The organism is Anaerozeibacter quisquiliarum (genome assembly GCF_051162045.1).
Taxonomy (GTDB): Bacteria; Bacillota; Clostridia; order Christensenellales; family Aristaeellaceae; genus Anaerozeibacter; species Anaerozeibacter quisquiliarum.
Genome location: NZ_JBISDI010000011.1, coordinates 53,902 through 80,131, shown reverse-complemented (window position 1 = coordinate 80,131; position 26,230 = coordinate 53,902). Strand labels below are relative to the sequence as shown.

29 protein-coding genes and 1 riboswitch are annotated in these 26,230 nt (G+C 62.8%); of the genes, 10 read left to right on the top strand and 19 right to left on the bottom strand.

Translation table 11 applies throughout. From position 1 onward, the window contains the following. Positions 1-61: 61 nt before the first annotated feature. Both aroQ and ACH6CV_RS06730 read left to right on the top strand, forming a co-directional pair. Positions 62-496 carry a type II 3-dehydroquinate dehydratase gene (gene aroQ, locus ACH6CV_RS06735; RefSeq protein ID WP_456357411.1) on the top strand — a complete coding sequence of 145 codons (435 nt, stop codon included), beginning with the start codon at positions 62-64 and terminating at the stop codon, positions 494-496. A gap of 90 nt (positions 497-586) precedes the next feature. Then, positions 587-1,390: a hypothetical protein gene (locus ACH6CV_RS06730; RefSeq protein WP_456357410.1), complete on the top strand. Its 804-nt coding sequence runs from the start codon at positions 587-589 to the stop codon at positions 1,388-1,390. Here the strand turns inward: ACH6CV_RS06730 and ACH6CV_RS06725 are convergent. From ACH6CV_RS06725 to ACH6CV_RS06710, 4 genes are all read right to left on the bottom strand, one after another. Continuing rightward, a complete protein-coding gene (locus ACH6CV_RS06725; protein ID WP_456357409.1) occupies positions 1,309-2,202 on the bottom strand; it encodes a sensor histidine kinase in 894 nt (297 codons plus the stop codon). The genes ACH6CV_RS06730 and ACH6CV_RS06725 overlap by 82 nt on opposite strands. Then, positions 2,199-3,014, bottom strand: a complete 816-nt coding sequence (locus ACH6CV_RS06720) for an ABC transporter permease subunit (protein WP_456357408.1) — start codon at positions 3,012-3,014, stop codon at positions 2,199-2,201. Before ACH6CV_RS06720 ends, ACH6CV_RS06725 begins: the two co-directional genes overlap by 4 nt. After that, entirely contained in the window at positions 3,007-3,921 is a 915-nt protein-coding gene (locus ACH6CV_RS06715) for an ATP-binding cassette domain-containing protein (protein ID WP_456357407.1), read from the bottom strand. The genes ACH6CV_RS06720 and ACH6CV_RS06715 overlap by 8 nt, the downstream gene beginning before the upstream one ends. 130 nt (positions 3,922-4,051) lie before the next feature. Continuing rightward, positions 4,052-4,720, bottom strand: a complete 669-nt coding sequence (locus ACH6CV_RS06710; protein WP_456357406.1) for a response regulator transcription factor — start codon at positions 4,718-4,720, stop codon at positions 4,052-4,054. Between the two features lie 326 nt (positions 4,721-5,046). Between ACH6CV_RS06710 and ACH6CV_RS06705 the strand changes: the two genes are divergently transcribed. The 4 genes from ACH6CV_RS06705 to ACH6CV_RS06690 all read left to right on the top strand — a co-directional run bounded on the left by ACH6CV_RS06705 (position 5,047) and on the right by ACH6CV_RS06690 (position 9,265). Next, the gene (locus ACH6CV_RS06705; protein WP_456357405.1) at positions 5,047-5,286 is read left to right on the top strand and encodes an amidase domain-containing protein; all 240 of its coding nucleotides are present in this window, start codon (positions 5,047-5,049) and stop codon (positions 5,284-5,286) included. A 98-nt stretch (positions 5,287-5,384) separates the two neighbouring features. Beyond that, entirely contained in the window at positions 5,385-6,260 is an 876-nt protein-coding gene (locus ACH6CV_RS06700; protein ID WP_456357404.1) for a hypothetical protein, read from the top strand. Positions 6,261-6,636: 376 nt separating this feature from the next. Continuing rightward, on the top strand, positions 6,637-7,392 hold the full coding sequence (locus ACH6CV_RS06695; RefSeq protein WP_456357403.1) for a hypothetical protein: 756 nt from the start codon (positions 6,637-6,639) through the stop codon (positions 7,390-7,392). A gap of 991 nt (positions 7,393-8,383) precedes the next feature. Next, positions 8,384-9,265: a hypothetical protein gene (locus ACH6CV_RS06690; RefSeq protein WP_456357402.1), complete on the top strand. Its 882-nt coding sequence runs from the start codon at positions 8,384-8,386 to the stop codon at positions 9,263-9,265. A 105-nt stretch (positions 9,266-9,370) separates the two neighbouring features. Here ACH6CV_RS06690 and ACH6CV_RS06685 read toward each other — a convergent pair whose 3' ends face one another. Genes ACH6CV_RS06685 through ACH6CV_RS06670 form a run of 4 tightly spaced genes read right to left on the bottom strand, consistent with a single transcriptional unit; the run spans position 9,371 to position 12,549 of the window. Continuing rightward, positions 9,371-10,090: a TatD family hydrolase gene (locus ACH6CV_RS06685; protein ID WP_456357401.1), complete on the bottom strand. Its 720-nt coding sequence runs from the start codon at positions 10,088-10,090 to the stop codon at positions 9,371-9,373. After that, the gene (locus ACH6CV_RS06680; RefSeq protein WP_456357400.1) at positions 10,087-10,839 is read right to left on the bottom strand and encodes an ABC transporter ATP-binding protein; all 753 of its coding nucleotides are present in this window, start codon (positions 10,837-10,839) and stop codon (positions 10,087-10,089) included. The genes ACH6CV_RS06685 and ACH6CV_RS06680 overlap by 4 nt, the downstream gene beginning before the upstream one ends. Continuing rightward, the gene (locus ACH6CV_RS06675) at positions 10,829-11,791 is read right to left on the bottom strand and encodes an ABC transporter substrate-binding protein (protein ID WP_456357442.1); all 963 of its coding nucleotides are present in this window, start codon (positions 11,789-11,791) and stop codon (positions 10,829-10,831) included. Before ACH6CV_RS06675 ends, ACH6CV_RS06680 begins: the two co-directional genes overlap by 11 nt. 5 nt (positions 11,792-11,796) lie before the next feature. Then, positions 11,797-12,549 (bottom strand): ABC transporter permease, encoded by a 753-nt coding sequence (locus ACH6CV_RS06670; protein WP_456357399.1) that lies wholly within the window; start codon positions 12,547-12,549, stop codon positions 11,797-11,799. 56 nt (positions 12,550-12,605) lie between these two features. Continuing rightward, positions 12,606-12,736: riboswitch (TPP riboswitch) on the bottom strand. Between the two features lie 282 nt (positions 12,737-13,018). Here ACH6CV_RS06670 and ACH6CV_RS06665 point away from each other — a divergent pair. Both ACH6CV_RS06665 and ACH6CV_RS06660 read left to right on the top strand, forming a co-directional pair. Further along, positions 13,019-13,990 (top strand): DUF2156 domain-containing protein, encoded by a 972-nt coding sequence (locus ACH6CV_RS06665; protein WP_456357398.1) that lies wholly within the window; start codon positions 13,019-13,021, stop codon positions 13,988-13,990. Beyond that, on the top strand, positions 13,987-14,838 hold the full coding sequence (locus tag ACH6CV_RS06660; RefSeq protein WP_456357397.1) for a GNAT family N-acetyltransferase: 852 nt from the start codon (positions 13,987-13,989) through the stop codon (positions 14,836-14,838). The genes ACH6CV_RS06665 and ACH6CV_RS06660 overlap by 4 nt, the downstream gene beginning before the upstream one ends. A 2-nt stretch (positions 14,839-14,840) precedes the next feature. Here ACH6CV_RS06660 and ACH6CV_RS06655 read toward each other — a convergent pair whose 3' ends face one another. The 11 genes from ACH6CV_RS06655 to ACH6CV_RS06605 all read right to left on the bottom strand — a co-directional run bounded on the left by ACH6CV_RS06655 (position 14,841) and on the right by ACH6CV_RS06605 (position 24,654). Then, on the bottom strand, positions 14,841-15,395 hold the full coding sequence (locus ACH6CV_RS06655; protein WP_456357396.1) for a helix-turn-helix domain-containing protein: 555 nt from the start codon (positions 15,393-15,395) through the stop codon (positions 14,841-14,843). Between the two features lie 18 nt (positions 15,396-15,413). Then, positions 15,414-16,682, bottom strand: a complete 1,269-nt coding sequence (locus ACH6CV_RS06650) for an L-cysteine desulfidase family protein (protein WP_456357395.1) — start codon at positions 16,680-16,682, stop codon at positions 15,414-15,416. 26 nt (positions 16,683-16,708) lie between these two features. Continuing rightward, positions 16,709-17,326, bottom strand: coding sequence for a dihydroxyacetone kinase subunit L (locus ACH6CV_RS06645; RefSeq protein ID WP_456357394.1), 618 nt, complete (start codon positions 17,324-17,326; stop codon positions 16,709-16,711). A gap of 9 nt (positions 17,327-17,335) precedes the next feature. After that, entirely contained in the window at positions 17,336-18,343 is a 1,008-nt protein-coding gene (locus ACH6CV_RS06640; protein WP_456357393.1) for a dihydroxyacetone kinase subunit DhaK, read from the bottom strand. Positions 18,344-18,369: 26 nt separating this feature from the next. Then, complete coding sequence (locus ACH6CV_RS06635) at positions 18,370-19,080, bottom strand: ABC transporter ATP-binding protein (protein ID WP_456357392.1); 711 nt, start codon at positions 19,078-19,080, stop codon at positions 18,370-18,372. Next, positions 19,073-19,867, bottom strand: coding sequence for an ABC transporter ATP-binding protein (locus ACH6CV_RS06630; protein ID WP_456357391.1), 795 nt, complete (start codon positions 19,865-19,867; stop codon positions 19,073-19,075). The genes ACH6CV_RS06635 and ACH6CV_RS06630 overlap by 8 nt, the downstream gene beginning before the upstream one ends. Then, the gene (locus ACH6CV_RS06625; RefSeq protein WP_456357390.1) at positions 19,864-20,874 is read right to left on the bottom strand and encodes a branched-chain amino acid ABC transporter permease; all 1,011 of its coding nucleotides are present in this window, start codon (positions 20,872-20,874) and stop codon (positions 19,864-19,866) included. Before ACH6CV_RS06625 ends, ACH6CV_RS06630 begins: the two co-directional genes overlap by 4 nt. Then, positions 20,871-21,758: a branched-chain amino acid ABC transporter permease gene (locus ACH6CV_RS06620; RefSeq protein ID WP_456357389.1), complete on the bottom strand. Its 888-nt coding sequence runs from the start codon at positions 21,756-21,758 to the stop codon at positions 20,871-20,873. The genes ACH6CV_RS06625 and ACH6CV_RS06620 overlap by 4 nt, the downstream gene beginning before the upstream one ends. 121 nt (positions 21,759-21,879) lie before the next feature. Next, positions 21,880-23,016 carry an ABC transporter substrate-binding protein gene (locus ACH6CV_RS06615; RefSeq protein ID WP_456357388.1) on the bottom strand — a complete coding sequence of 379 codons (1,137 nt, stop codon included), beginning with the start codon at positions 23,014-23,016 and terminating at the stop codon, positions 21,880-21,882. An 83-nt stretch (positions 23,017-23,099) separates the two neighbouring features. Next, positions 23,100-23,594, bottom strand: a complete 495-nt coding sequence (locus ACH6CV_RS06610; RefSeq protein WP_456357387.1) for an L-2-amino-thiazoline-4-carboxylic acid hydrolase — start codon at positions 23,592-23,594, stop codon at positions 23,100-23,102. A 265-nt stretch (positions 23,595-23,859) separates the two neighbouring features. Then, positions 23,860-24,654, bottom strand: a complete 795-nt coding sequence (locus ACH6CV_RS06605) for an SDR family NAD(P)-dependent oxidoreductase (protein WP_456357386.1) — start codon at positions 24,652-24,654, stop codon at positions 23,860-23,862. Positions 24,655-24,792: 138 nt separating this feature from the next. Between ACH6CV_RS06605 and ACH6CV_RS06600 the strand changes: the two genes are divergently transcribed. Both ACH6CV_RS06600 and ACH6CV_RS06595 read left to right on the top strand, forming a co-directional pair. Beyond that, positions 24,793-25,599 carry a Cof-type HAD-IIB family hydrolase gene (locus ACH6CV_RS06600; protein ID WP_456357385.1) on the top strand — a complete coding sequence of 269 codons (807 nt, stop codon included), beginning with the start codon at positions 24,793-24,795 and terminating at the stop codon, positions 25,597-25,599. 105 nt (positions 25,600-25,704) lie between these two features. Continuing rightward, on the top strand, positions 25,705-26,028 hold the full coding sequence (locus ACH6CV_RS06595; protein WP_456357384.1) for a hypothetical protein: 324 nt from the start codon (positions 25,705-25,707) through the stop codon (positions 26,026-26,028). The last annotated feature ends 202 nt before the right edge of the window (positions 26,029-26,230 follow it).

Below are 26,230 nucleotides of genomic sequence, written 5' to 3'. Positions count from 1 at the left end.
TTTGCGTAAAGGATTTGATTGGTGTATAATGATGGTCATACGGACGGAGGCGACGACGGATATGAAGATACTGGTCCTCAACGGGCCCAACCTGAACCTGCTGGGGCTGCGCGAGCCCGATCTGTACGGGCATCGCGACTACGCCGCGCTGTGTAAGCTGATCGAGCGCGAGGCGGCGGCGCAAAACGTCGAAGTAGAGATTTACCAATCCAATCACGAGGGCGCGCTGGTGGACAGGATTCAAGCAGCCTATGGGCGCTTCGACGGCATCGTAATCAACCCGGCCGCCTACACCCACACCAGCGTCGCGCTACTGGACGCGCTCAAGGCGGTGAGCCTGCCCGCGATCGAGGTGCACATCTCGGACGTCAGCCGCCGCGAGGACTTCCGGCAGGTATCCTATGTGCGGATGGCCTGCATCGATACCATTCAGGGGCAAGGCTTTGAGGGCTACGTCGAGGCCATCCGGCGGTTGAAGCAACACGCGGGCGCGTGATGCGGAACCCATTCCCCTCGCGAGAAAGCAATGGGGGCCCCGCGCGCCGCAACCGGATCAAACGAGCAATCCAAAGGAGGCAGACATCCCATGAAGAAGCTGCTTTGCGCGCTGTTCATTCTGCTGCTGGCCCGGACCCCCGCGCTGGCCGAGCCGGCGCAGGCATATGACGCGCCGGTATCCGTCGAACCGGAGTCCTTCGAGCCCGAGGATCCCATACCCAGCCCCGTCAAACCCGACGCCCCCGAACCCGGCATCGCCGAACCCGACATCGCCGAACCCGAGTACGGCGAATACCAAAACGAGCGGGACGGCTACCGGATCGGCTTCCCGGCCGCGTGGACCTTGCTGCCTTCGCAGAGCATCGATCACTTCCTGGACGCGCTGGCCAGCGGTGAGGTGGCGATCGAGGGCATGGACGCATCCAAGCTCGCCGCCTACAAGCGGCAAATCGTAGACGCCGACATGATGCTGTGCATCGCGCCCGACGCCTCGATCAATGTAAACGTGACCTACCAGCAACTGCCGACCCACCAGTCCACCGCGACGGTCAAGGCAATGGTGCCGGACATGCGCGCGCAGTATGCGCGCCTGTTTCCCGGCTACGCGCCCGACGGCGCGCCGAGCGTGGCCGTGATGGGCGAGCGCGCGTTCGTGCTCGCGGGCGGCAGCTATACGCTGATGGACGCGGACATATTGATGGAGCAGGCGCTTTTGTGCGAAGGCACGACGCTCTACGCGATCACCTTCACCGTCAACCGTTCGCTCGCCCCCGACATGGATGCCTTCTATGCCATGAAGGACGCGATGCTTCAGTCGTTCGAGCCGGGAAAGCAGATTTCCACCGACAGCACGCCGTCCGCGGCGGACGCGTCGATCGTGCCGCCCAGCTGATCGGTAAGCGCCCGCGCGATCGACAGCCCCAGCCCGGTGCCGCCGCCGCGACCGGTCTCGATCGTATAAAAACGTTCGAAAAGCCGCCTGACGCTCACCTCGTCCAGCCCTTCCGCACGGTTGGAAAACAGGATCACGCCGTCCTTCGACAGCGCGATCCGCAAATCGCCGCCCGAATATTTCACGGCATTTCCCATGACGTTGCCCAGTACGCGCGCGAGCGCCGCACGGCTCATCATACGTTCGACCGGCGTTTCGGGCAGCGAAATCACCGGCTCCATGTTCCGCCCGCGCAGCGCGTGATAATGGTCGGCGACGCATTCCTCAATCGCCTGGTTCAGGCTCACGCGCTCCCGCTCGCCCGAGAAATCGGTCGAGCGCACCACCGAGTAGCGGAACAGCTCCTCGGTCAACGCCTTGAGCGCCTCCGCCCGGTTTTCGATGATGTTCAGCTGCGCCCGCACTTCCTCCGGCAGCTCTGCCCGGCGCAGTAGCTCCAGATGGCCGCAAATCGCGGCCAACGGCGTGCGCAGGTCGTGCGATATGTTGGTCACCGCCTCGGTGAGCCCGCGGTCGCCCGCCTCGTAGCGCAGCCGCGCCTTGCGCAAATCCTTCAGCGCCCGGTCGATGTCCCGCGCCAGCGCGCGCAGCTTGCGGTCGGCGGTCGAGATGTCGATGCCGACGTTGGTATCGTCTTTCAGCCTTGCGGCGAACGCAGCGCTCAGTTCATCCGCCGCCCGGCGCATGGAAGCAATCTTGCCCGACAGCAGGCAAATGATCAGCGTGCAAACGCCGCAAAGCAGGTACATCATTTCAAATCCTTCTCCTTAAAGAGGAACGCGCCAAAGCCGTTGCACAGCAGAATGTATAAGCCTGCGATCAGCGCCACGCGCCCCGGATTCGGTATCTCCCGCCGCGCCAGCTGCAGCATTTGCCCGGTCGGCAGGATGTCCAGCGCCTGTTGCCAGGCCGGTCGCTTATGCTCGTCCAGGTAGAGCGGATTGGGCGTTTCTGCGCTTTTCTGCACGCCGTTTTCCGTAATCGTAAAACCGCTGTTGAACTTGGGCTCGTCCAGGCGCGCGCCGATCCGCCCCGCGACGGTCATGAGCGCCAGCATGCCCAGCAGGCAGACTACGACGACCGCCGTCCGGTTGGCCGTCAGCATGGCAATCAGCGTAAAGATGGCCGCAAACGCCACCAGCACCAGCCAGCCGAGCGCGATCCACAGCAAAAGCTGTGCCACCGGCATCCGAAAGCCGCCCAGCAGCGCAAGCCCGACCGTCAACGATACGGCGGCATACGCCAGATGTATCATCAGCCCCGCCGCGGCGCAGGTGACGAAGCCCGACAGGTATACGCCCGCGCGGGTACCGCCGGTGATCAGCTTGTTGCGAATGGTGCCGTCCGCGTATTCGGTCCCGAGGAATGCGCCGCAAAACGCGGCGAGCGCGAAGCCGACAAAAACATAGGAAGGGAAGAACCCGTCGTCCAGCGGCCCCGTTTGCTCGTGCAGGGCCTGCTCCCCGTAGGCGTAAACCCCGATCAACGCCACGGCGGCCACGCACATCCAAAAACTTGTGCTCTTAAAGAGCCGCGCGAAATCCGCGCGCAACAGCTTACGCATGAGCGCCACCCCCGATCAGGTTAATGTAGTAGCTCTCCAGGCTCTCGTTGCGCTCGGCGATCGCGCGCACCTCGCAGCCCTCCCGGGCGAGCGCCAGCGTCACCTGCGTGACGTTCCACGCCCCGAACACATCGGCCTCATGATCGGAAATGATCGCGTACTCGACGCCCAGCGCGTCCAGCACGCGCGAAAGCGCCCGTACGTCGCTGACCGTCAGCCGCGCGCACTTGCGGCAGGCAGTCTCCATCTCCTTCGCGCCGACCTCCCTGACCAGCCGTCCCCGGTCGATGAAGCCGTAGTGGGTGGCGAGCCGGGAGAGCTCGTCCAGGATGTGGCTGGAGATCAGCACGGTGATTTGCCGCTCGCGGTTCAGCCGCAGGATCAGCTCGCGCAACTCCACGATGCCCTGCGGGTCGAGCCCGCCCGTCGGCTCGTCCAGCATGAGAAAGTCGGGATCGCCCGCCAGCGCCACCGCGATGCCCAGCCGCTTAAGCATGCCCAGCGAAAAGTCCTTCGCCTTCTTCTTGCCGGTATCGCCAAGGCCCACCAATTCCAGCAGCTCGCCGATGCCGCCTTCCGAGGGCCGCCCGAGCACCCGGTACTGCGCGCGCAGGTTCTCCTCCGCCGTCATGTCGCGGTAGACCGCCGGCGTCTCGATGATCGCGCCCATCCGCCGGCGCGATCGCGCGATATCGCGGTCTGTGCGCGTGCGCCCGTACAGCCGGTATTCGCCCGACGTAGGATTTTGCAGAGCGCAGACGACGCGGATCAGCGTCGTCTTGCCCGCGCCATTCTTACCCACAAAGCCGTAGATGGCCCCCTTGGGAACGCGCATCGACAGGTCGTCGAGCGCCTTGAAGTGCTTGTACTGCTTGGTCAGATGATCGACTTGAAGGACGTATTCCATGCACTGCCTCCTGTTGGTTGATGGATCTATCGTAGCACCGCATGGTCAAGCCCCCGGTAAAGGAAACAGTAAATAAAACGGAAAGATATGCCCATTCCCCGCCTCGGAGGGGAATGGGCAAGGCCCGACGCTACGCCCCCGCCTCCCGCATCTTAAACCCGATCCCCCACACCGCCTCGATGTAGTCCTCGCCGGTCGCGGCGCGCAGCTTGCCGCGCAGGTTGCTCACGTGCACCTTGAGCGAGCTCTCCACGCAGTCCGGCGTGTCCAGGCTGATCCCGTCCAGCATACGCGACTTGGGGATCACCTGCGCGCTGTTTTGCATCAGCAGCCTGAGGATGGCGAATTCGGTCTTGGTCAGATGCACGCTCGCGCCGCCCGCCGTCACCTCGCGCGTGTCCGCGTCCAGCATAAGATCCCGGTACGCGAGGCGCGCGCCCGCGTCATGTTGGCCCGCGCGCAGCCGCGCCTCGATGCGCGCCAGCAGCTCCCGTACCTCAAAGGGCTTGGTGACATAGTCCGCCGCCCCGCAGATCAGCAGGTTCACCTTGTCGTCCACGGAAGCCTTCGCGCTTATGACGATGACCGGAATGCCGGCGAGCTTCGGCAGCACTTGCTCGCCCGGCAGGCCCGGCAGCATCAGGTCGAGCAGCACGAGGTCGGGCCGGGTGCGCCCCAGCAGCAGCAGCGCCTCCGTGCCCGAAAACGCGCGCAGCACCCGGTAGCCTTCCGCCTCAAGCGCCCGTTCGAGCATGTCCCCGATGTATACGTCGTCGTCCACGATGGCGATCGTCTTCATGGCGCACCTCCGCGCCCATTATAGCAAACCCGCCCGCGCCGGGCAAGCGGGGCAATCGTTTGAACAGGGTGGGCCGAATTTTGCGGCAATCCGCCGGCATCAAACGGCGCGGCGGCCGTCAGGGAGAGACAATGTTATGTTAAATTTTGTTTTTAATGATACATCTGGATCGGTTTGCCTGTCTTTATAGATGGTGTGACCAATGCAAAAGCATTTCACGAATACAGGCGCTTGTCATACGAAATGTTTCGAGGACGACCGAAGTGGGCGCTGTTACGAAAAATCCCGGTAACGATTCGCCCCGCGCAGGAATTCGCGCGGGTTGATTGAGAAAACAGCGGAGCGAGGCGATTGGCGTATACGCGGGAAGAGATAACTTTGTATCTCAGTGTTTGCAAGCGGGAGGCATGCCTAATGATGATGGCCCGCTCTATTGGAGGTGCAACCGGCAGACTAGACAAATTTCCAGAACATTCCGATATGGGGGTGATTTTTATACTTACGGGTCTAAACATCAAAAAGTAGGGCCAGATATGGCGGGACTTTTGATAAAAAAGTGGGCTTAAAGCAGAGCTGGAAAAATTCGATTAATCACCTGGCTTTTCGGCGCGGTTGAGATTTGCGAGCCGCTTCACATCCTGTAATATAATGGAAGGAGCAATGCATGAAATCCTTCATCTCGAAACTTACCTTGGCTGTTTTGCTGATGCTGTTCATCATGCACTTGCGGCCCGCCGCCTCCGCTGAGGCGGTGCGGAGGTATGCGCCGTATGCCGAAGACGTGTTGCTCGTCGAGACATGCAGGGATTATGCCTCCGCGCTCACCTGCTACACATTGTCCGGCTACGACCTGGTGCCGGTATGGGATTTCCGCGAGGACAATTTCGCGATCCTCGCCATGATCCCGCTGCCGGGCATCGATCGGATTGCGCTGGTCGGGCCGAAGAAGCTGATTTTGCTCGACGGCTCGGGCGGGGTCGTGTCCCGCGAGGATCACGATCTGCCCGTCAAGCGTGCTCCGGTCATCCGCTCGCCGCAAAAGCAGGCGGCCCTGATGATCCTGCCCTACGGTAAGGGATACCTGGTGGTCACGGCGCAGGGCTTTGCCCTACATGCGCGCGAATCGATTCGGCAGGATGGAAAGCCGGCCAAACATCCGCTGATTGAACAGTTTTCCATCGACGATCAGGGCCTGATTTCGATATCCGATGACGACGAGCAGTTCTCGATGGGGGAACTTGGGTTGGACGAAGCCTATGTGCTGTCGGAGAACAGGCTATACGGCTTTTCAGAGGCGTATTGGGGCGATGACCAGCCGGGCTGCAAGGTATGGTCCCGGCAAGGCGGTGAGAAACCGGTGCCGACGGCCTTGATCCCCGAACCGGATGACCCATCCAATCACAGCTACAGCGTGACCAACGACGGCGGCGTGATCTTTTGCGGACACCCGACGGGCGAAGCGGGCGCGCCCCGGTTCTGGCGATTGGATATCGAGCGCATTACGTGCGAGCCGTTGGTCGTGAGGGAGATGGCGCCGTGATGATTTGCACCATGTGACCGAAGGGGATTGCTTGATGAAGAGGCTGACCATCCTGCTTTGCTTGTTACTCCTGTGGTGCGCGGCGGCGTATGCGCAGACGCATCCGGCGGCGTTCGACGTCGCGTTGCCGCCCAAGGTTCTGGTGTCCTATGCGATGTACCAGGGGGATTGCGATGTTGCGGACGACGAATCGCATTTGCCATGCGTGGGTGCCGGCGCTGAGAGAGCCGCTCTTCGAGCGCCACAATCCTCCGCTTCATGGGGATCAAGCCTAACTTGCGTGCCATGTCGTTGGATTTGTCTATTCAGGGGAGGGATGACAGTGAGAAAATGGGAGGATACCGGTGGTTCGGATGCGTAATGGAGAACTGTAGGTATGAGCAAAGATGCGCTTGGAAAGGAGATAAGCATGAAAAGGAAGATGTTTGTCACTATGGGCTGTGCGCTGGCGCTATGCCTTTTCGTCCCCGCGTTTACTTTTGCCGCCGAGGTCTCCTTGGGGGATATCGTTCCGTCTATGAAGCGGGTCGTGCGCACATCAGAAGGGAAAGACGTGCAAGTCTATGTGGAAGGCAGGGCGATCGGCAAGGTAACCGGCGATGATCTGCAAGAACTGGTCGATGACTTTGACGAAGATGGCGTCGGGCGTATCACGGTACACGATGTCGTCTATGCCGACGACGCAAAAGATGCGGTATCTGCCCGCGCCGGGGAAGCACAGGGGCCGCCGTATGTTGTGTCTGAAAAAGAGCACAACAAAAAAAAGGGCAAAAAGAAGGAATCCAAAGCGAAGGACGAGTTTGTGATTTCCGTCGCAAAAGGGCAAATGGTGGAACTAGGCTACCGATTTTCAGCGAGCCTTTCAGCCTCGTTAAGCGGTGGGTATCACGATTATGTCAGGCTCAATTTGGCGGGGAAAATAACCTGTGCCATCAGTGCATCCTCGATTTACAAAGGGCCACCCGAGCGCAGCAGCGAAAACACGCGACTATATTACATAAGATTTATGGAATATTCCGGCAAGTACGTACAATATAAGAAATGGCCCGACGGTTCAACGACCGAAACGAGGAGCGGCACCTTCAAAGAGCCCAGCAGGTATTTCAGCGTTTCTGTCGACAAGAAAATTTGAGACAACGCCGCATGAAGCGGGCGCATGCGGGCGAGGTGATTTACGTCAGATTGGGCTTGCAGGATCCGTAATCCTTTCAATGCCGGAAGAAGGATCCACGGATCCTCCTTCCGGCCCGTGCTTCGTACTCAACAATTTGCACAGCGATTTAGCATAGCGCAATTCGTACTATGTGAGCAAAGGAGCCCACAATGCCCCCAATCATTGTAACGCTGCTCACCCTGATCCCCGCTTGTATCCCGTTGTTTTTTCGGGGTTTCGATCCTGCGAAAGTCCAAGCGCGCCGTCCGCTTCAAGGACGCGCGCGTCAGGCGGGTTGCCGCCGGGTGCTGCTTTGTGGAGACGCGATCCTCCTCGTCATGGGCAGGCTGAACGGCATGCGTTGATGCACGAGGATGCGTTCGTCATCGTGTCCGCCTCGGCGCTTGCGATTCCAATCCTTTTGGTGCTCGTGCTCATCGTCAAGTACCGTGTGCGCGAAGAAGCGTGAGGGCTGCCGGAATCCCCTTCGCGGCCTGTCGGCAGAGGCGTGTGATATACGGAAAGGCGATGAACGTGCGCATCGGGTTGATCGTGATGACTTCGCCCGTGCGGCCCGCCGGGAGCGGGCGGATGCCATCCGCCCCTACGGAGGCGGGGTGAGCTCCTCGGCGTGCCTCCCATTCCCCTCCTGGGAGGGGGCCCTCAGGCGGGGTGGTAGCCCCCGCGGGGCGTGGCCTCGTATTTCCCCCGGCGCGGCCCGGCACCGCCCTGGCGTCCTCCGTCCTGCCAACAGGTTACCACCCCGTCGCTTCGCGCCACCCCTCCTGGGAGGGGAATGGAACGGGGCGTGCGGCCCGGCGGGAGCGGTCGGATGCTATCCACCCCTACGGCGGCTCTGCGCGGCGGACGGCGAGAAATGTTCACGGATTGGTCATTCACGCGTTGTCTGTGGCCACCCGCGCATCCTGGCCGACGCAAACGGGAATCAAGTGACAGGAGGAGCGATTTCATGGACCATCTGCTCAGGTGTATGCCGGCGCGGCTGTATGCCACGTCCGCGTGCTCGATTTGGAACTTCCCCTGGCATGTGATGCCGGGCCAATTCCTCATGCGCGCGTTTCGGCGCGTGCGCGATACCGCGAAACGCAATTCGTTTATCGTAGATGAGGATTTCATCTTCTTCCTGTCAAGGTCGCTGTCGGAGGGCGACAGGTACGTCCTCACGGATCACGTCGAGTATCTGTACGCCATGAGGGAGCGAGGCTATACCGACCTCAATATGCGGCTCGTATCCAGGAACAATCCCGGACAGGCCATGCTGGATCGGCTCGAAACCCTTCAGGACGCGGTCGCAAAGAACCATCTGCTTGAGCTGGTCGACAGGCAAGCGTCCCGCCTCGGGCAATGCGCCTTCGCGGGACATACGGATTGGCCGGACGATACGCTGCTGCCCGCGCTTCTTTTGAACGCGCCGGGCATGGAGATGTGGTCGCTTCGAGGCGACCGTTGGATTGAACTGGATCAGCATGTGCGCATCGCGATCTACTACAGGCGCAGGGACGGCGGCGCCCCTTGCGCCGAGGTGTTTTCGTCCGAATACCTGGACGACCTTGCCCAGGGCAGTATCCGATACGTCGTTGACCACGCGCTGGTGCCGGTCGCGCTCGATCTGCCCGAAATGGAGGTGCGCTTTTTGATGCCGCCGGCCGGCGGCAGGTACGCGGACTCAAAATACTACAAGATGGTGACGGACCGCGTCGGCGCGCATGTGATCGACAACGACGACGGTTTCATCCAGAAGCAGTTGGATCATAAACATCCGCGCCGCGAAAGCGCGCGGCTTTATCGGCAAATGTTCGACAAAACGCGGAAGTTATGGGAACTTTCGTGATCGCACGCCGTTAAAGGTGCGGCCCGCCCGATAGACGGTCGCGGCGCGCAAATACCCGTTATCGGGCCAAGCGGGCGTCGACTTGCGGGGGTATGAGCTTGCGCCTCATCCCGCGCCGCCCAGGAAACGGTCGTAATTGCGCTCGAGCGCGGCCTCCGCTGCCTCGGCCGCAATGCCGCGGATCTCGGCGATGGCGCGCGCCTCATCGCGGAGCACCTCCGGCAGCGCCTCGGCGGGCGCGGGGGCGCTTCGCGCCCAGCGCACGGCTTCCATGCCGTCGGATTCAATCAGCAGCCTCTCCAGCGGCGCGAGCGCGGCCACACGGCGCACGGCGGGGTTGGTCCGCACGTCCGGCCCGATCGTGAAATAGCAATCCTGTTCGAGGAAGCCTAAGGGCGGCCGGTCGCAGGAATACCAGTGCACCAGCTTGCGCACGGTATAGGGCCTGAGGATCCGGGCGACTTCTTGCTCCGCGCCCTTGGTGTGCAGCACGACCGGCTTTAAGGTGCGCTGCGCGTAGTCGAGGTTAAAGATCAGCGCCTCGATCTGCGCGCGCATGGGCGTATCGCACCAAGCGGCATCCAACCCGGTCTCGCCCACGACCGGGCATTGATCGAGCCATGGCAGCATATCCTCGGCCGCGTATGCCCCCGCCTTCCATGGATGCAGCGCGCAGCAGGGCGTGAACAGCTTGCGCTGCGCGCAAACCGCCAGCACCGAGCGCGCCGAATCCGGATCGGTGCCGCACATAAGGGTGCGCACGCCGCCGCGAATGCGCGCGTCGATTTCCCATTCATCCCCCAAGTGGGCGTGGGCGTCGATCATGTCCCGGCTTCCCCCTTGATGCTTGCGTATAACGCCCGCCGCAGCGCCCCTTGGTCGTACAGCCAATCGCGCGTGCGCTCCTGCTCGCGCACTTCGACCTCCCGCACGACGCGCGTAGGCGTGCCGCCCAGCACGTAGATTCGATCGCTCAAATAGATCGCCTCGTCCACATCATGCGTCACCAAGAGCGCGGTGCGATTGAGATTCTCCTTCATCGCGGACAGCCAATCCTGCATGTCGCCGCGCGAGATCACGTCCAGCGCCCCGAACGGCTCGTCCAGCAGCAACACATCCGCGCCGCAGAGCGCGGTGCGCAAAAACGCGGCGCGCTGGCGCATGCCGCCCGACAGCTGATTCGGGTAGACGCGCTCGTACCCGGCCAGCCCGAAGGCCGGGAACAACGCCGACGCCCGCTCGCGCGCACGCTTGCTGTCGCCGTGAATCCAGCCGTACAGGCAGGTGTTTTCGAGGATGTTCTTCCACGGCAACAGCAAATCGTTCTGCGGCATGTAGGCCAATCGCCCGCTGCCGCCGTCGATCGGCTGCCCGTCCACCAGCACTCTGCCCGCGTCCGGACGGACGTACCCGGCCAGCAGGTTCAGGATCGTCGACTTGCCGCAGCCCGACGCGCCCAGGAGACTTACGAATTCCCCCTCGGCCACTTGCAAGGAAATATCCTTGAGCAACGGCTTGCGCTCGTAGCGAAAGCACACAGCGCGCAATTCGACCTTCGGTATGTTACGGCTCATGCGCTTCGGGCAGGAACTCGTTGGTGAAAAGCTGATCGGCGGCGATCGTCCGAGCGATCACGCCGTATTCCAGGCAAAACCCGGTATATGCGTCCCACACGCCTTGCTTCATCTCGCCGAAGCGCGGCGCGTCGTCAATGTACTTGTCCGCCAGGTACCGCTGCGACTGGGTGAGCATCTCGATGTCGTAATCGGGCGCGTACTTCGCAAGGATCTTCGCCGCCTCGTCCGGATGCGCCGCCGCGTACGCATAACCCCTCGTCGTCGCGCGCAGGAAGGCGCGCAGCGCGTCCGGGCGGTTCGCAATCATGTCCTCGCTGGTAATCACGACCGGGGTATAGTAGTCGAGCCGGGGATCGAGGTCCTTGATCGGCATGTAGTCGATCGGAAAGCCGTTGACAGAGCATTTGACATTGTCCCAGGCCTCGTAAAACCACATGATATCCGCGCGGTCCTTGAGCGCAGCGAAGCCCGTGCCGTCGGAAATGACCCGATTCAACTTGTTGAAATCCGCGCCTGCGCGCTCCATCACCGCGCGCAACACCGCTTCCTCGCCCGGCCCGCCCCAACCGGCGTAGGTCTTGCCCTCGAAATCCTTGGGCGAGGCGATGCCCCGGCCCGCAAAGCTGGCAAAGCCCGATGTGTTGTGCTGAATGATCGCGGCGATCGCGCGAATCGGCAACGGCTCCTCGGCGGCGCGCGCGACGGTCACGTCCTCCTGATAGCTGATGCCGATCTGACCCGCACCCACGGCGATCAGCGTGCCGGTCGCGCCCCCGGTCGGCTCGACGATATGAATGTCCAGCCCTTCGTCTTTATACCAGAGCTGATCGAGCGCCACATACAGGCCGGTGTGGTTGGTGTTGGCGACATAATCGAGGATGACGGTCAAATCCTCCTGCGCCAGCGCGGGCACGCACAGCGCCAGCGTCAGCACGGCAAGCAAAACAATTTTCTTCACGACAAGACCTTCTTTCTTCTTAAGTGTGGCATCGCGGCCCTGCCCAGCAGTTCCACGACGCCGTTCATCAGGATGGACAGCGCGACGATAATCAGCACGCACGCGAACATCTTGTCCAGCGCATAGCTGTTCTTTACGCGCAACAGGTAGTACCCCAACCCCTGTTGCGAGGCGACCCACTCGCCCACCACCGCGCCGGTGATCGAGTAGGTGGCCGCCACCTTGAGCCCGGAAACCAGCGACGGCAGCGCATAGGGAATCTTCACCAACCCATACACCTGCAGCCGGGACGCGCCGTAGGAGCGCACCAGGTTCACATAATCCGCGCCTGTGCCGCGCATCCCGTCCGCGAAGCCGACGGCGATCGGGAAGAAGCACATCAGCGTGACGGTCAGGATTTTCGGCGCGAGTCCGAACCCCAGGTAGATGATGAGAATCGGGGCCAGCACGATCATCGGCACGGTCTGCGTCACCACGAGGATCGGGTATACCGCTTGGCGAAAGCTGGGAAACGCGTCCATCAATATGCCCAGCGCCAGCGCCAGCACCAGCGCAATCAGCATACCGGAAGCGGCCTCCGCCACGGTCACCCCGGCGTGCCCCGCGAGCGCATATGCGTCGGCCATCAGCGCCCGAATCATACCCGACGGCGTCGGCAGCACGTACGCCGGCACGCGCATCAGCCGCACAAGCGCCTCCCACAGCGCGGCGAGCGCCAGGCACACCCCGGCCGGAAGCAGTTTTTTCACGTGCAATCTCCCCCCTTTCCCCAAAAAACACCGCGACGGTGCACATACCGTCGCGGCAAAAAACGTCATATGTTTCCTGCGTTGGCATTATCCAAATCAGGTAATGCGGGTCGAAACCTTTGGGGCTGTCGTCATGAGCCCCCTGGTTTCCTCTCAGCCTGTCACACAAGCTCCCCGGTATGCCCCATTATTATAATCCCCGATCCGTCCGCCGTCAAGCCCAGAAAACCGCACGGTCGCGGCCAACGCATGTATATGGCGGCGATACGGAATGACCGCCGCCGAAGGGAGGATGCGCCATGCAGCTCACCGCCGCGAAGTTTGGCCGCCGTGAATGAGGCCCCGTTCCCGGTCAAGGCCATCACGCCCGACGCTCTTCTAAAACTGTAGGACTTGCGTGCTTTACAAAGACGTGCTATAGTTCAGGTAGGTACTGAACAAAACCATGAAAAGAGGTTCCGGGTATCTGATGCCAGATTGTAAACAGATCGAATTGGCGGACAGGCAACTTACGGGCGAGGTTCTGTCCGCCGACGACCAATTGCGTTACAAAGAGGTCGAGCTGACCGACAAGCCCTGGATGGACGAGCTGTTCGCCATGGGCGAACGGGGGTCGCTCGAATACAACTTCACCAGCTGCTTCGTGTGGCGGCACGTCTACAAATACCGTATCGCGCGCGTCGGCGACCGGCTGCTGCTGATGTCGGACCCCGAAAATCCGACGTTCCTGTTCCCCGCGGGGCGCGGGCCGATTGAGCCGGCGATTGAGCGCATGGCGCTGTACGCGCGCGCCGCGTCCGTCCCGCTCAAGTTCCATACGGTGCTTAAGAAGGACAAGGACTGGCTCGAGGCGGCCTACCCCGGCCGGTTCGCGTTCGAGGACTTCCGGGATGGGTCCGACTACGTTTACGAGCGGGAACGCCTGGCGACGCTCAAGGGCTCGAAGCTGTCCGCCAAGCGCAACCACATCAACCGCTTCCTCGAAAACCATCCCGATTGGACCTATGAGCCGTTGTCGGCCGCCAACATCGAGGAGACGCGGCGGATGAACATGGCTTGGTGCGTCGAGGCCAGCCGCCGCCAGGCGGCCGATCTCAGCGACGAATACTGCGCCGTGGAGCAGGCGCTGCGCAACTACGACGCGCTTAGGCTATCCGGCGGCTTGATCCGCACCGGCGGCCAGGTCGTGGCATTTTCGATCGGCGATCCGCTGAACGACGACACCTTTTTGGTGCACTTTGAGAAGGCTTTCTCCGACATGCAGGGCGCGTACCCGATGATAAACAAGCAGTTCGTATTGGAAAACTGCATGAATTACACCTACGTAAACCGCGAGGACGACACCGGCGCGCCCGGCCTGCGCAAGGCCAAGCTGTCCTACGACCCGCACCACCTGGTCGAGAAATACACGGCGATCCTCGTGGGCAACCTGAACCCGTGATCCGCCTGGCGCAGCCCCGGGATTACGCGCAGCTTAAACCGCTGTGGTCGCGGGTGTTCGGCGACAGCGCGCAAGCGGTGGATGCTCATTTCGCGCTGCGCCACCGCGACGAGGACATGCTGGTCTGGGCCGAGGACGAGCGGATCTGCGGGATGCTGACGATGCTGCCGTTGACGATCATGCAAAATGATGCGGCCTACCCCGCGCGCTACATCTACGCCGTGGCCACCGCGCCCGAGCGGCGCGGCCGGGGCATCGCCGGCGAATTGCTCGAGCGCGCGGGCGAGTTGATCCTCGCGCGCGGCGAAGCCGCGGCCGTACTGGTACCCGCGTCGAAGAGCCTGTTTGATTATTATGAGAAGCGCGGCTACCGCACCGCCTTTGCGCTGAACGTGGTCGACGCCGACGCCGGTGCGCTGCCGCCCTGTTCCGATGCGGGGACGCTCTCGCCCTGCGCAAGCGCCGACTACACGCGCATCCGCGACCGCGCCTTCGCCCAAGCCGGGCTGTACGCGCGCTGGGACGAGCGCGCGGTCGACTACGCGCTGGGCATCTTGGGCGAGGGCGGCGGGGCTGCTCGCCTGACATTGGGCGGCGGAGAGGGCGTCGCCGCCTGGTCGCGCGAGGATGATTGTGTGCTGGTGCGCGAGCTGGCGCTCCTCGGCATCGACGTGCCCGCCGCGCTCGCGCTGCTGCACCGCGCGGTAGGCGCTCCTTCTTACCGCGTCCGTCTGCCCGCAGGCGCCCAGCCGAACGCCGAAGCGACCCCCTTCGGCATGATCCGCTGGTTCATCCCCGAGCCCGCGCCAATGGACGCGCCGGGCTATCTGTCGCTGGCGCTCGATTAGGTCTACTGGTACGCGTTGATAAGCATCACCACCAGCGGCCGGTCGGTCTCGTTGATGTAGGCGTGGGGCACGTCGGGGATGAAACTGAACACCTCGCCCTCCGCCACGTGATGGCGCTCATCCTTCACCTGCATCACCAGGTCGCCTTGAACCGGAAAACAATGCTCCCAGAGGTTGCTGCCAAAGTGGGGCGCGCTGTCCCAACTGGTATGGGGCGCCAGTTCCTGGCGAATCACCTCGAAGCGGTTGGCCGGGTCATATTCGAGCATCACCAGCAGTTGACAGCCCTTCTTAAACCGGAGCAGTCGCATCTCGCGCTTGTGGATGACCCGGCGCACCTCGCGTTCGGGCGACGCGAACAACTCGGACAGTGAAATCTTCATTCCGCTGTTGATCTTGTTCAAAATGGTCAGCGTGGGACTCTTGCGGCCGCGTTCGATGGCGCTGAGCATGCTCACGCTGACACCCGTCAGCTTCGAGAGCTGCTCGAGCGTCAGTTGGCGCTGCATGCGCAGCTCGCGGATGCGCAGCCCGGTGGGCTTGTTGATGTCTTCCATTCCATTCCCCCGTATCGTTCAGTGTTTGCCCAGCATGATGTTGAGTATTTCCACATCGGTGGCGCGCATGCCCTCGCACCCGAGCCGGCCGATGTTGCGGATCGTGCCCTCGACGCCGCCCTCGACCAGGCCCTCGCCCTCCTTGAGCGCGCGGCCTTCCTTCGCCATATCGTAGCCCATGAGCGCGGTGCTGACGGCGCTGGCGACCTTGGACGCGCAAGAGGACTTCGCGCCGTCGCACACCATGCCGCCGATCGTGCCGATCGAGTTGATGATCGTGTTGCCGATCACTTCGTAGCTCGCGCCGTCCAGGTAGGCGATGCCGGCCGCCGAGGCCGTGGCCGCGCTGACCGCGCCGCAGTAGGCCGACAGGTTGCCGATGAAGCGCTTCTCGTGGATCGAGATCAGGTTCGCCAGCGCCAGCGCCCGGTACAGCCTGTCCCGGGGCACTTTTCTTTCCATCGCGTATTCATAGAGCGGTATGGTGACCGCGATGCCCTGGTTGCCGCTGCCCGAGTTGATTACCACCGGCATCGAGCTGCCGCCCATGCGCGCGTCGCTGCCCGCGGCCGCCTTGGCCGCCGCGCGGCTCGCAAAGTTCTCGCCCGCCGACAGCAGCGTGCGCCCCACCTGCGCGCCCCATGCGTTTTTCAGCCCCTCCTCCGAGATGGCGGCGTTGTACTCGATCTGGCGGTCGAGCAGACCGCGCACGTCGTCCGGATCGAGCTGATCGGCGAACTCGATGATGTCGCGTACGTTGAGCCGCTCCTTATCCACCGGCGCGGCCGCGGCCGCCAGCTCGCCTTGTTCGAGCAGCACCTGCCCGTTCAGGCTGATGTGGTCGAACTGGTTGTGGCGCGTACGGATCGTAACGCGCGCAACATCCGCCCCCCGCGCGGCCTCCACGCGGATGTACAGGCTGCCCTCGTTTTCGGCCAGGTGGCAGTCGCACATGCCTTCGGCGACCAACCGGCGCGTCTCTTCAATGGCTGCGGGGCCCGCACCCTCGATCACCTCGAGCCCCAATGTGTAGTCGCCGCCCACCGCGCCCAGCACCGCCGCCGCCGCGATGCCCATCTGGCCGCCGGAGTTGGGCACCACCACGCCCTTGACGTTCTTGACGATGTTGCCGCTGCAATACACGTCCATGTGATCGGGCACCCCGCCGAGCACATAAGCCGCCCTCGCGCCCGCGAGCGCCACCGCGATGGGCTCGGTACAGCCCATCGCGGGGATCAGTTCGCTTGCGAGGATGGCGATGTAGTTGTCATACGCCGCTCTGTCCATGCATTTCGCTTCTCCTGCGTCTGTGTTTATTCCTGAAATGCCCGTTCGATGCCCTTGACGATCAGCATGCCCGCGACGGAGCCGCCGTCCAGCACGCCGATCGACTTGTCGCCGTAGTACGCGGCGCGCCCGTGCACGGCGCGCATGCCGCGCGTCAACTCGCTGCCGGCCTCGGCGGCGCGCGCCGCCGCCGCCCGCGCGGCCGCCGGGTCGTCCGCGCGGGCAAGGTAGGCCTCGGCCGCCGGGTACAGCGCGTCGAGCACCGTCTTTTCGCCGGGCTTCGAATGCGCGCGCTCCATGATCTTTTCGACGCCCGCCATGAACGAGCGCGCGAACGCCTCAAACGGGGCCTCCGCCTGCCCCTTGAGCGCCTTGGCCATGCCCATGAAGCCAAAGGACAAAATGGTGCCCAGCGACGAGGGCGCGGCTTCGTTAAACGCCGCGCCGCACTTCATGAGCAGCTTGCCCATGTCCTGCTCGTCGGTCGCCGCGAGGAAGTCCCTTACGGCGCAGAAGCCGCCCTCCATCGACAGTCCCAGGTCGCCGTCGCCGTTCTGCTGGTCGAGCGAGATCAGGTAGTCCTTGTTTTCCTCCATCATGCCGCACACCGAATCGACGGCGCGCCGGATCGAGTCGCGGTTCATAAATGCCTCCTACTTGTTCGCGTTTGTGTAAAATGGGGTGTTCGCCGGCGCGCGCAGCAATTCCTTCATCTGCGCGTCCAATTTGAACATGGTCACCGACAGCCCGGCCATCTCCATCGAGGTGGCGAATTCGCCGATGTGCGGCATGAACACGCTGACGAGCTTGGCTGACAGGATTTGATGGATGCGGCGGTAGACGATCAACTGCTCCTCGAGCGGCGTCGCGCCCAGGCCGTTGACCATGATCGACACCTCGTCGCCCGCCTCGAGGTGAAGCTCGGTGAACAGCTTCTCCATGATGGCGTCGGCGATCTCGTCGGCCGTCATCATCTTGCGCACCTCGATGCCGGCCTCGCCGTGGATGCCCATGCCCACCTCGATCTCGTCGTCCGCGATCGAGAACGTGGGCTTGCCCACCATCGGCACGATGCAGGGCGTGAGCGCGACGCCCATGGTGCGGATGTTGGAAAGCGCCCTGCTCGCCACGTCCGCGACTTCATCGAGCGACATCAGCCGCTCGGCGGCCGCGCCCGCCACCTTGAACGCATACACCATGCCGGCCACGCCGCGGCGCTTGTCCTTTTGCGCCTCGGGGCTCGAGCAGATGTCGTCGGCGACCAGCACGGTGCGGGTCTCGACGTCGTCCATCTCGACCATCTCGCAGGCCATGTCGAAGTTGAGCCGGTCGCCGCCGTAGTTGCCGTACAGGCACACGACGCCATTCCCGCGGTCGCAGGCCTTGATGACATCGGCCATCTTCTGCGCCGACGGCGAGGCGAACACATTGCCTACGACGCAGCCGTCCAGCATGCCCTGCCCGACGTAGCCCAGGAACACCGGCAAATGCCCCGAGCCGCCCGCGGTCACGATGCCCACCTTGCCCTCGGGCGCTTCGTAGTTCGACAGGTACATCTGCGGATCGCCGCCTAACAGCTTGACCCGGTCGCCATAGGCCGCGATGATGCCCTCCACCGTCTGAACCGCAAACTGGTCGGGCGCGTTGATGATCTTCTTCATACGATAATCACTCCTATAGAATTATATTAGCCGCCCAGGTATACGCGTTTGACCTCTTCGTTGCGCAGAAGTTCCCGCCCCTTGCCGGTCATTGCAATGCTTCCGGTCTCCATCACATAGCCGCGGTCGGCGATCGACAGCGCCATCGACGCGTTTTGCTCGATCAACAGGATGGTCTTGCCGCCCTTGTTGATGCGGATCAGCAGTTCAAAGATCTCCTCCACCACGATCGGGGCCAGCCCCAGCGACGGCTCGTCCAGCATCAGCAGCTCCGGGTCCATCATCAGCCCCCGCGCAATCGCCAGCATCTGCTGTTCGCCGCCGGACAGCGAGCCGCCCGCCTGATTCTGCCGCTCCTTGAGGCGCGGGAACATCGCGTACACCTCGTCGTAGAGCGCTTGGACGCGCGCCTTCGTCAACGACCGGTTTCCGAGCGACCCGGCCAGCAGGTTATCGCGCACGGACAGCGCGGGGAATATCTTGCGCCCCTCGGGCACATGCGATATGCCCATGTACACGATCTTGTTCGGCGCTGTGCGCGTGATATCGACGCCCTTGAACGACACCCGGCCGCCCGCCTTGGGCACGAGCCCCGACACCGCCATCAGCGCCGTGGTCTTGCCCGCGCCGTTGGCGCCGATCAGTGTGATGATCTCGCCCCGGTTCACCTCGACGCTGATTCCCTTGAGCGCGTTGACGTAGCCGTAGTACACCTGCAAGTCCTCAATCTTAAGCACGCTCGCCCACCCCCTCCACGATCAGGCCCTTGCCGAAGTAGGCCTCGCGCACCGCCTGATCGGCGCGAATCTCCTCGGGCGTGCCCTCGGCGATCTTCTGGCCGAAGTTGAGCACCAAGATGCGATTGCAGGCGTTCATGACGAACTTCATGTCGTGCTCAATTACCAAGATGGTATACCCCTTCCGGCCCAACATCTTGATGAACTCCATGAGCGACTTTGTCTCGAGCGGGTTCATGCCGGCCGCCGGCTCGTCCAGCAGCAGGATCCTCGGGCCCAGCGCCAGCGCGCGCGCGATTTCAACCTTGCGCTGCATGCCGTAGGGCAGCGTGCCCGCCATCACGTCGCCGACCTCATACATGCCGATCTCGCGGAGCACCTCGATGCTCTTCTCAACCGCATACCGCTCGTCTTCGCGGTAGCGGCGGGTGTGCAGCAGCGCGTCGAGCAGGCCTGTGCGGGTGCCCGTGTGGCAGCCGATCTTGACGTTGTCGAGCACACTCATAAACTTGAACAGCTGGATGTTCTGGAACGTGCGCGTCACCCCACGGCAGGCGATCTGCTCGGGCGTCATCCGCGAAATCCGCTCGCCCTCGAGGTACACCTCGCCCTTGGTGGGCGGATAGATACCGGTGCAGCAGTTAAAAAAGGTGGTCTTGCCCGCGCCGTTGGGGCCGATGATGCCGTAGATATCGCCCTCCCTGACCTCCATGTTGACCATCTCGACCGCCTTGAGCCCGGCAAAGTACTTGCACACGTCCACGGCTTTCAAAAGCGTCTCGCTCATTTGAGGGCACCCCCTTGGGCGACTTCCCTGCGGCGCAGCTGCCCGCCGGCCAGCATCGACCGGCTGGTGCCGACCAACCCCTGAGGCCGCAGCCACATCATGCCGATGATGATTAACGCGTAGATCACGTAGCGCCAATAACCCAGGATGCGCAGCGCTTCGGTCAACAGCGTCACGATCATCGCGCCCACGATCGGGCCCACCAGCGTGCCCTGCCCGCCGATAACCACCATGGCCAACACGTCGAATCCGGTGTCCAGCGAGAATTGCGAAGCATCGATGAAGTTGACGAACGGGGCGTAGGCCGCGCCGACAACCGCCGCCCAAAACGCGCCGTACACGAAGTTGAGCGATTTATAGGCCTTGACCGTAACGCCAAGCGACCGCGCCGCGATCTGATCCTCGCGGATGGCCATCCACGCCCGGCCCAACCGCGACTTCAGCACACGCGCCGTCAGGAATAAAAACAGCGCGCCCAGCAGCAGGAAAATATAGAAATAGTCCTTGGGCTTGAAGATCTGCATGCCGAAGAAGTCGGGCTTGGGGATCGACTTGATGCCCATCGAGCCGCCGGTGACGTCCGTCCAGGTCTGGGCGATGATGCGGATGATCTCGGACGCGCCCAGCGTCACGATCGACAGGTAGATGCCCTGAAGCCTCAGCGTGGGCAGGCTGACCACGTAGCCCACCAACGCGCCCAGCAGCCCGGCCAGCGGCAGGCACAGCCAAAAGCTGATGCCGTACCTCACGCCCAATATCGCGCAGGTGTACGCGCCCACGGCGAAAAACCCGGCCTGCCCGAGGCACATCTGCCCCGAGTAGCCGTTGATGACGTTGAGCGAGCCGGCGAGCGTGGCGTACATCAGGATGTTGCAGCCGTAGCGCACATAGACCGTCTGGGAAACGACGCGCGGGAACAGCGCGAGCGCGATGAAGATCAGGCTGAGCATCGTGATTTGCGCGGGCTTCTTCCACTCGCCCCGAAGCTTCGCCATCACATTTGTCATACTCTGCTTCCTTTCTTCGATGCGAAGCCCTGCGGACGCACGATCAACATGAGGATGAGAAAGCCGAATGCGAAGATGTCGCGGAAGGAGGCGGAGCTGAACGTGATGCCCAGATTCTCAATGACCCCCAGGCACAGCCCGCCCAGCGCCGAAAAACGCAGGTCGACGAGCCCGCCCAGCACCGAGGACGAAAACGCCTTGATCGAGTAGATGCCGCCCATGGTGGAGTAGACGGTGTAGTAGTAGACCGCGAGCAGGATGCCCGCGATGCCGCCGAAGCCGCAGCCGATCGAGTTGCCCATCATGGTCACGCGCTTGACGTCTATACCCACCAAATAGGAAGCGTCGCGATTTTGACTGACCGCGCGGAGCATGACGCCCCACCTGGTCTTGTTAAAGAACAGCGTGAGCAGGATCGCCAGCGCGACGACCAGCGCGATGATGACGATTTGGAGTAGCTTGACGTTGACGACCGCGCCGAACAGCCGCAAGGTGAACACCTGGTTGTCGATGACGCCCTGAATCGGCTTGGTGTCCGGCCCGAACACGATCTGCGCCAGGTTTTTGAGCAAGGTGCTGATGCCGATGGTGCACAACAGCGAGATGTGCCGCGGCGCGCTGAAGAAGCGCTCATAGCACACCTTGTAGACCACGATGCCAATTAAGAAGGAACCGAGGAAGGCGGCGGGAATGGCGACCCACAGACTCTTCCCCACGAGCAGGAAGATGTAGTAGGCGCTGAACGCGCCGATCATCATGATTTCGCCGTACGTAAAGGTGACCATGCCCGCCACGCCGACGATGACCGAGTAGCCGATGGCCATCAACGCGTAGATCGCCCCCTGGCACAAGCCGTTCATGAGCTGGCTGAGTATGTAGTCCATAGAAGTCCCCTCCGGGCAACCTCCAATCGCGCGGCGTGCCGCGCCCCGGGGCGAAGGGCGGCTCCGCCGCCCTTCGCCCATCGGTTACGCCTTGGAAGTTGCTTCCAATTTGCGCCGGGTGCTAAATCCCCTCCGCGCCGTACTCGAAGCCCTCGAGGATGACCCAGGTCTTGTCCTTGACGCCGCAGATCATGTAGTCGCGGCGGATGTCGCCGTCGGGGGTGAACCGGATGTTGCCGGTCAGGCCCGTGTAGTCGACTGCCTGCAGCCCATCGCGAATCGCCTGGCGGGTGACCTCGCCGTCGCCGATCGCGCGAACCGCCTCGGCGATCAGGTACACGGTGTCATACGCGCAGGCGGGATGGATCGTGGGCGCAAAGCCCGACTTCGCCATGAAGGCGTCGCGCCAGGCCATCAGCTTGGCATCCTCGGCATTAAAGAAGAACGGGGAGGTCACGATCAGGTTGTCGGGGTTGAGCATCTGATCGACCAACTGCTGCGAGGTGCCCGGCCCCAACGCGACGTGGCGTATGTCCCAACCGTCGGAATCGGCCTGATTGAAGATCGCGGCTACCGAGTTGCCCTGGTCGAGCACGATCAGCACGTCAGGGTCCGTCGCGCGCACCTTGGTCACGATCGAGGAAAAGTCGGTCTCGCCGGTCTGATAGGTCTCATGCGCCACGATCTCGAGGCCCTCTTCGAGCGCCTTCTTCTCAAAGTTGCCATAGCTGGCCAGGCCCCAGTCGGAGTCCACGCGAATCACGGCCACGCGCTGGGCGCCCAGGTATCTCTTGATGATGTACTTGGCGAGGAAGGGTGCTTCCACGTCCTGGCGGCCCATGATCGAGAAGCAGAACGGGCTCATCGACGCGTAGTCGGGCGCGGATGCGGTCGGAGACAGTTGGGTGATGCCGTACAAGTCGCAGATTTCCGCGTTGGCCTTGCACGCGCCCGAGGTGAAGTCGCCCAGCAGCGCCATGACCTCGTCGTTCTCGGCGAACTGGGTGGCCAGCGTGGTGCTGGTGACCGGCTCGCCCTCGGAGTCCTGCACGTCGATCTCGAACGTGTGACCGTTCACGCCGCCGGCCGCGTTGATCTCGTCAACCGCCATCTGGAAGGCGATCTTGAAACCCTTACCGTACTCGGAGTAGGTGCCGGTCAGAGGCGCGAGGCCGCCCAGCTTGATGACGTCGGCCAGGGCTACGGAAGCGCTCATCGCGAGCGTCAGGGCCAGGACGATGGCAAGCAGTTTTTTCATGATGCGAATCCTCCTTTTATTCCTCCAAGCGGGATGACGCCCATCGCCGCTCAAATTCCCCTTGCAGATGGAAGTGCCGACTTCTATTTGTGGAAATGCAGCTTGCAGGTCGCGCAGCCCTTGGCGATGGTGTCGGTCAGATCGAGCGTGTAACCCATGGCTTCAGCGATGCCGCGGTCGCCGTCCATGGCGATGTCGCACAGCTTGGCACAGGTCTCATCGTCAAAACCCAGCTTCTTCCACGCGTTGACCAGCGCGCAGTAGTGAAAATCGATGTGCAGGTTGGCCTCGTCGCAGCCGGTGACTTCCATCTCGAAGGTGTTCAGGCCCAGCTCCGGCAAGAACGCCGTGCGGAACTGGCGCACATCCGCCGGGTTGTCGCACATGGCCTTGAAGCCCGCGCCGTGGATGTTGCCGCAGCGCTTGATCGCCGCGCGGCAGATGGCCTCCGCGTCGGCACCCGCCTTCAGCGCCTCCTGGTAGATCAGGCCCATCCAAGTGGCACGGTGCTCAATGGCGTTTCGGTTGATGTTGACGCCCGGGTTGTTCGTGATCTTCGCAGTGTTCTCAATGGCCATGTGAAAACCTCGCTTTCGCGTCCTGTATTGCAGCCACCCATGGCGGCCGTATATACCAATTATACGATCGTCACAATTTTCTGTCAATTAGCAAAATACAAAATCGTCTGATTTTTATTTTATTGGATTTTATAAATTGTCCATTTTGTGCCGAACCCCGGTAAATGTTGTGTTTTTCCGGATTCTCCCCGCCCCATTCTCCTGCGGACGTCCTCAATCTGGGGGACCGTGTTTTGCACTATGGGAGAATCGCGCCCGCCGCGCCTTATGACCCTTCCCCAGCCTTGCGTTCGAGCGAGTAGGCGGGATTCAGCGTAACCGCACGCCCGCCCGACACCTCGACAATCGCCGCAGTCATGTAGGAAGACGCGCTGCCGGCAAGGAACAGCACTGGCCGCGCGATCTCCTCGGGCCGGGCCGGGCGGCCAAGCAGCGTGGCGCGCACATTGCGGTCGAGCTCATCCGCCGCAATACTGTCCTCGACCGCCGGGGTTAGCGTGAATCCGGGCATGATGCAGTTGACCCGCACGCCATAGGCGGCGTATTCGCCTGCCAGGGTCACGGTCAGGTTGTTGACAGCCGCCTTCATTGGGCCGTACAGCGTACTGCGCCCGGCGGTGGGACAGCGGGCCGCGAGGGAGCTGATGTTGACGATCGCGCCGCCCGAACCGCGCATGTGGCGGAAGGCGGCCTGCGCGCCGAACAGCGTGCTTTTGAAGCACAGCGAGACCGCGCGATCCACCTGCGCGGCGCTGAACTCCCAGCTCTCCTTGACAACCGTGGCCCCCACGTTGTTCACCCAAGCGTCGATCCCGCCAAAGGCCTCGGCTGCGCGGTCCGCGAAGCCGTACACCTGCGCCTCTTCGGTGGCATCCACCAAGAAGAACCGGATGTCGCCGTAAGCCGACAGCGCGCGTTCGGCCTCGCCGATCTCCCGCGCCCCGCGCGCGCAAGCCGCCACGCGCGCCCCCTCCAGCAAGAACTCCTTCGCAATGGCCAGCCCAATCCCCCTGCTCGCGCCCGTCACCACGGCCGTCTTGCCCTTCAGGCCCAAATCCATGCGCAACGCCCCCGTCGTTCAATTCCTACCGTCATTATACCGAATCCAGACGAAAACACAAGCGAAGCCATGCGCTTGCCGCGCCCATCTCGCCATGGTATAATGCGCTCATAAAATACAACAGCGATGGGATGGGCCATGGCGTACAAGATCGTGTTTTCAGATATCGACGGCACCCTGCTCGACAGCGCGCACCGGGTATCCGATCGGCTCAGGGCGGTGGTCGCCCGCATAAAGGCGCGGGGCGTCGAGTTCGTGCTGGCGTCCGCGCGGCCGCCCGACGGCATGCGGGAAATCCGCGACCGGGTGGGCGCGTCGGAGACCATGATCTGCTACGGCGGCGCGGTGATTTGCGACGACGAGCGGGTGTATTACAGCGACCGGCTGCCCATCGAGCATGTCCGGGCCGTGTGGGCGGCGGTCGAGGGAAAAGGCATCAACGTCAACTTCTATCAGAACCTGGACTGGTACGTCGAGGCCGAGGACCGTTGGAGCCGGCAGGAGGGCGAGATTGTGCGGATGACGCCCACGGTCACGCCGATCGGCCCGCTGCTGGACGACTGGATGGCGCGGGGCTTAAGCGCCAACAAGCTGCTGCTGATCGCCTCGGCTGAGGAAATGCGCCGGGTCGCGCCCGCGGTCGAGCGGGCGGCGGGCGACGCGGCCGTGGTCAGCTTCTCCAAGGACAACTACCTCGAGGTGGTGCCCCGCGCCACCGACAAGGCCAAGGCCGCCCGGTTCTACTGTGAGCTGCGCGGCATCGAGCGCGAGGCCGTCGTCGCCGCCGGCGATCAGGACCAGGACCTGCCCCTGCTGCGCTTCGCCGGCTTCGGCATCGGCATGGCCAACGGCTCGGCCGAGGTCAGGGCGCAGGCCGATGTCCTCGCCCGCTCCAACGACGAGGACGGCTTGGCGCTCTCGCTCGAGGCGCTGTTTCGGCTGTGACCGCCGCGCGGGCGTTTGAAGTCGTCCGGTTCGGTTTATATAGCTCGGTAACGGCGGGCGGCGCAACCGCCGCTCAAGAACATATAGACATGAGGAGGTGCCGGAATGCATTGTCACAACCATGCAGATGAACTGGGCCGCCGCGTATCAGCGCCGGGCGACGATCTTCCCGAGCTGCACTGCTCGCCGGAATTCCCCGGCGGCTGCGCCGAGCCCATGGCCGAGCAGGGGCCGCTCGAGGCGTCCGCCCGAATTCCGCCGCGCGCCGTAAAAACCTTTCGAGCGAATCCCGCCGGCGACCACGAGGTCGTCGCGGTGCCCGACCTTGACCCGGCCGACCCCTACGCAACGCAAGCGCCCGGCTACCCCGAAGGCGCCTACTCCCACGAGTTCTCCGCCGGCGGCGTGGCGCCGGAGCGCGAGGACTGAGAGATCGGCTTTCGCCGATGTGAAATGTGCTGCGGCACATAGGAAGAGGCTTTCCTATGTGCCGCAGCACATTTCGCATCGCGCAGCGATATTTCACGCGCAAGATGGCGCTTTTCACGTGCCAAACACACCTGCTGGTTGCTTGACGCCGGGCGAACAGGTAGTGTACAATAACACCTCGGGTACCTTGAATACGGCAATG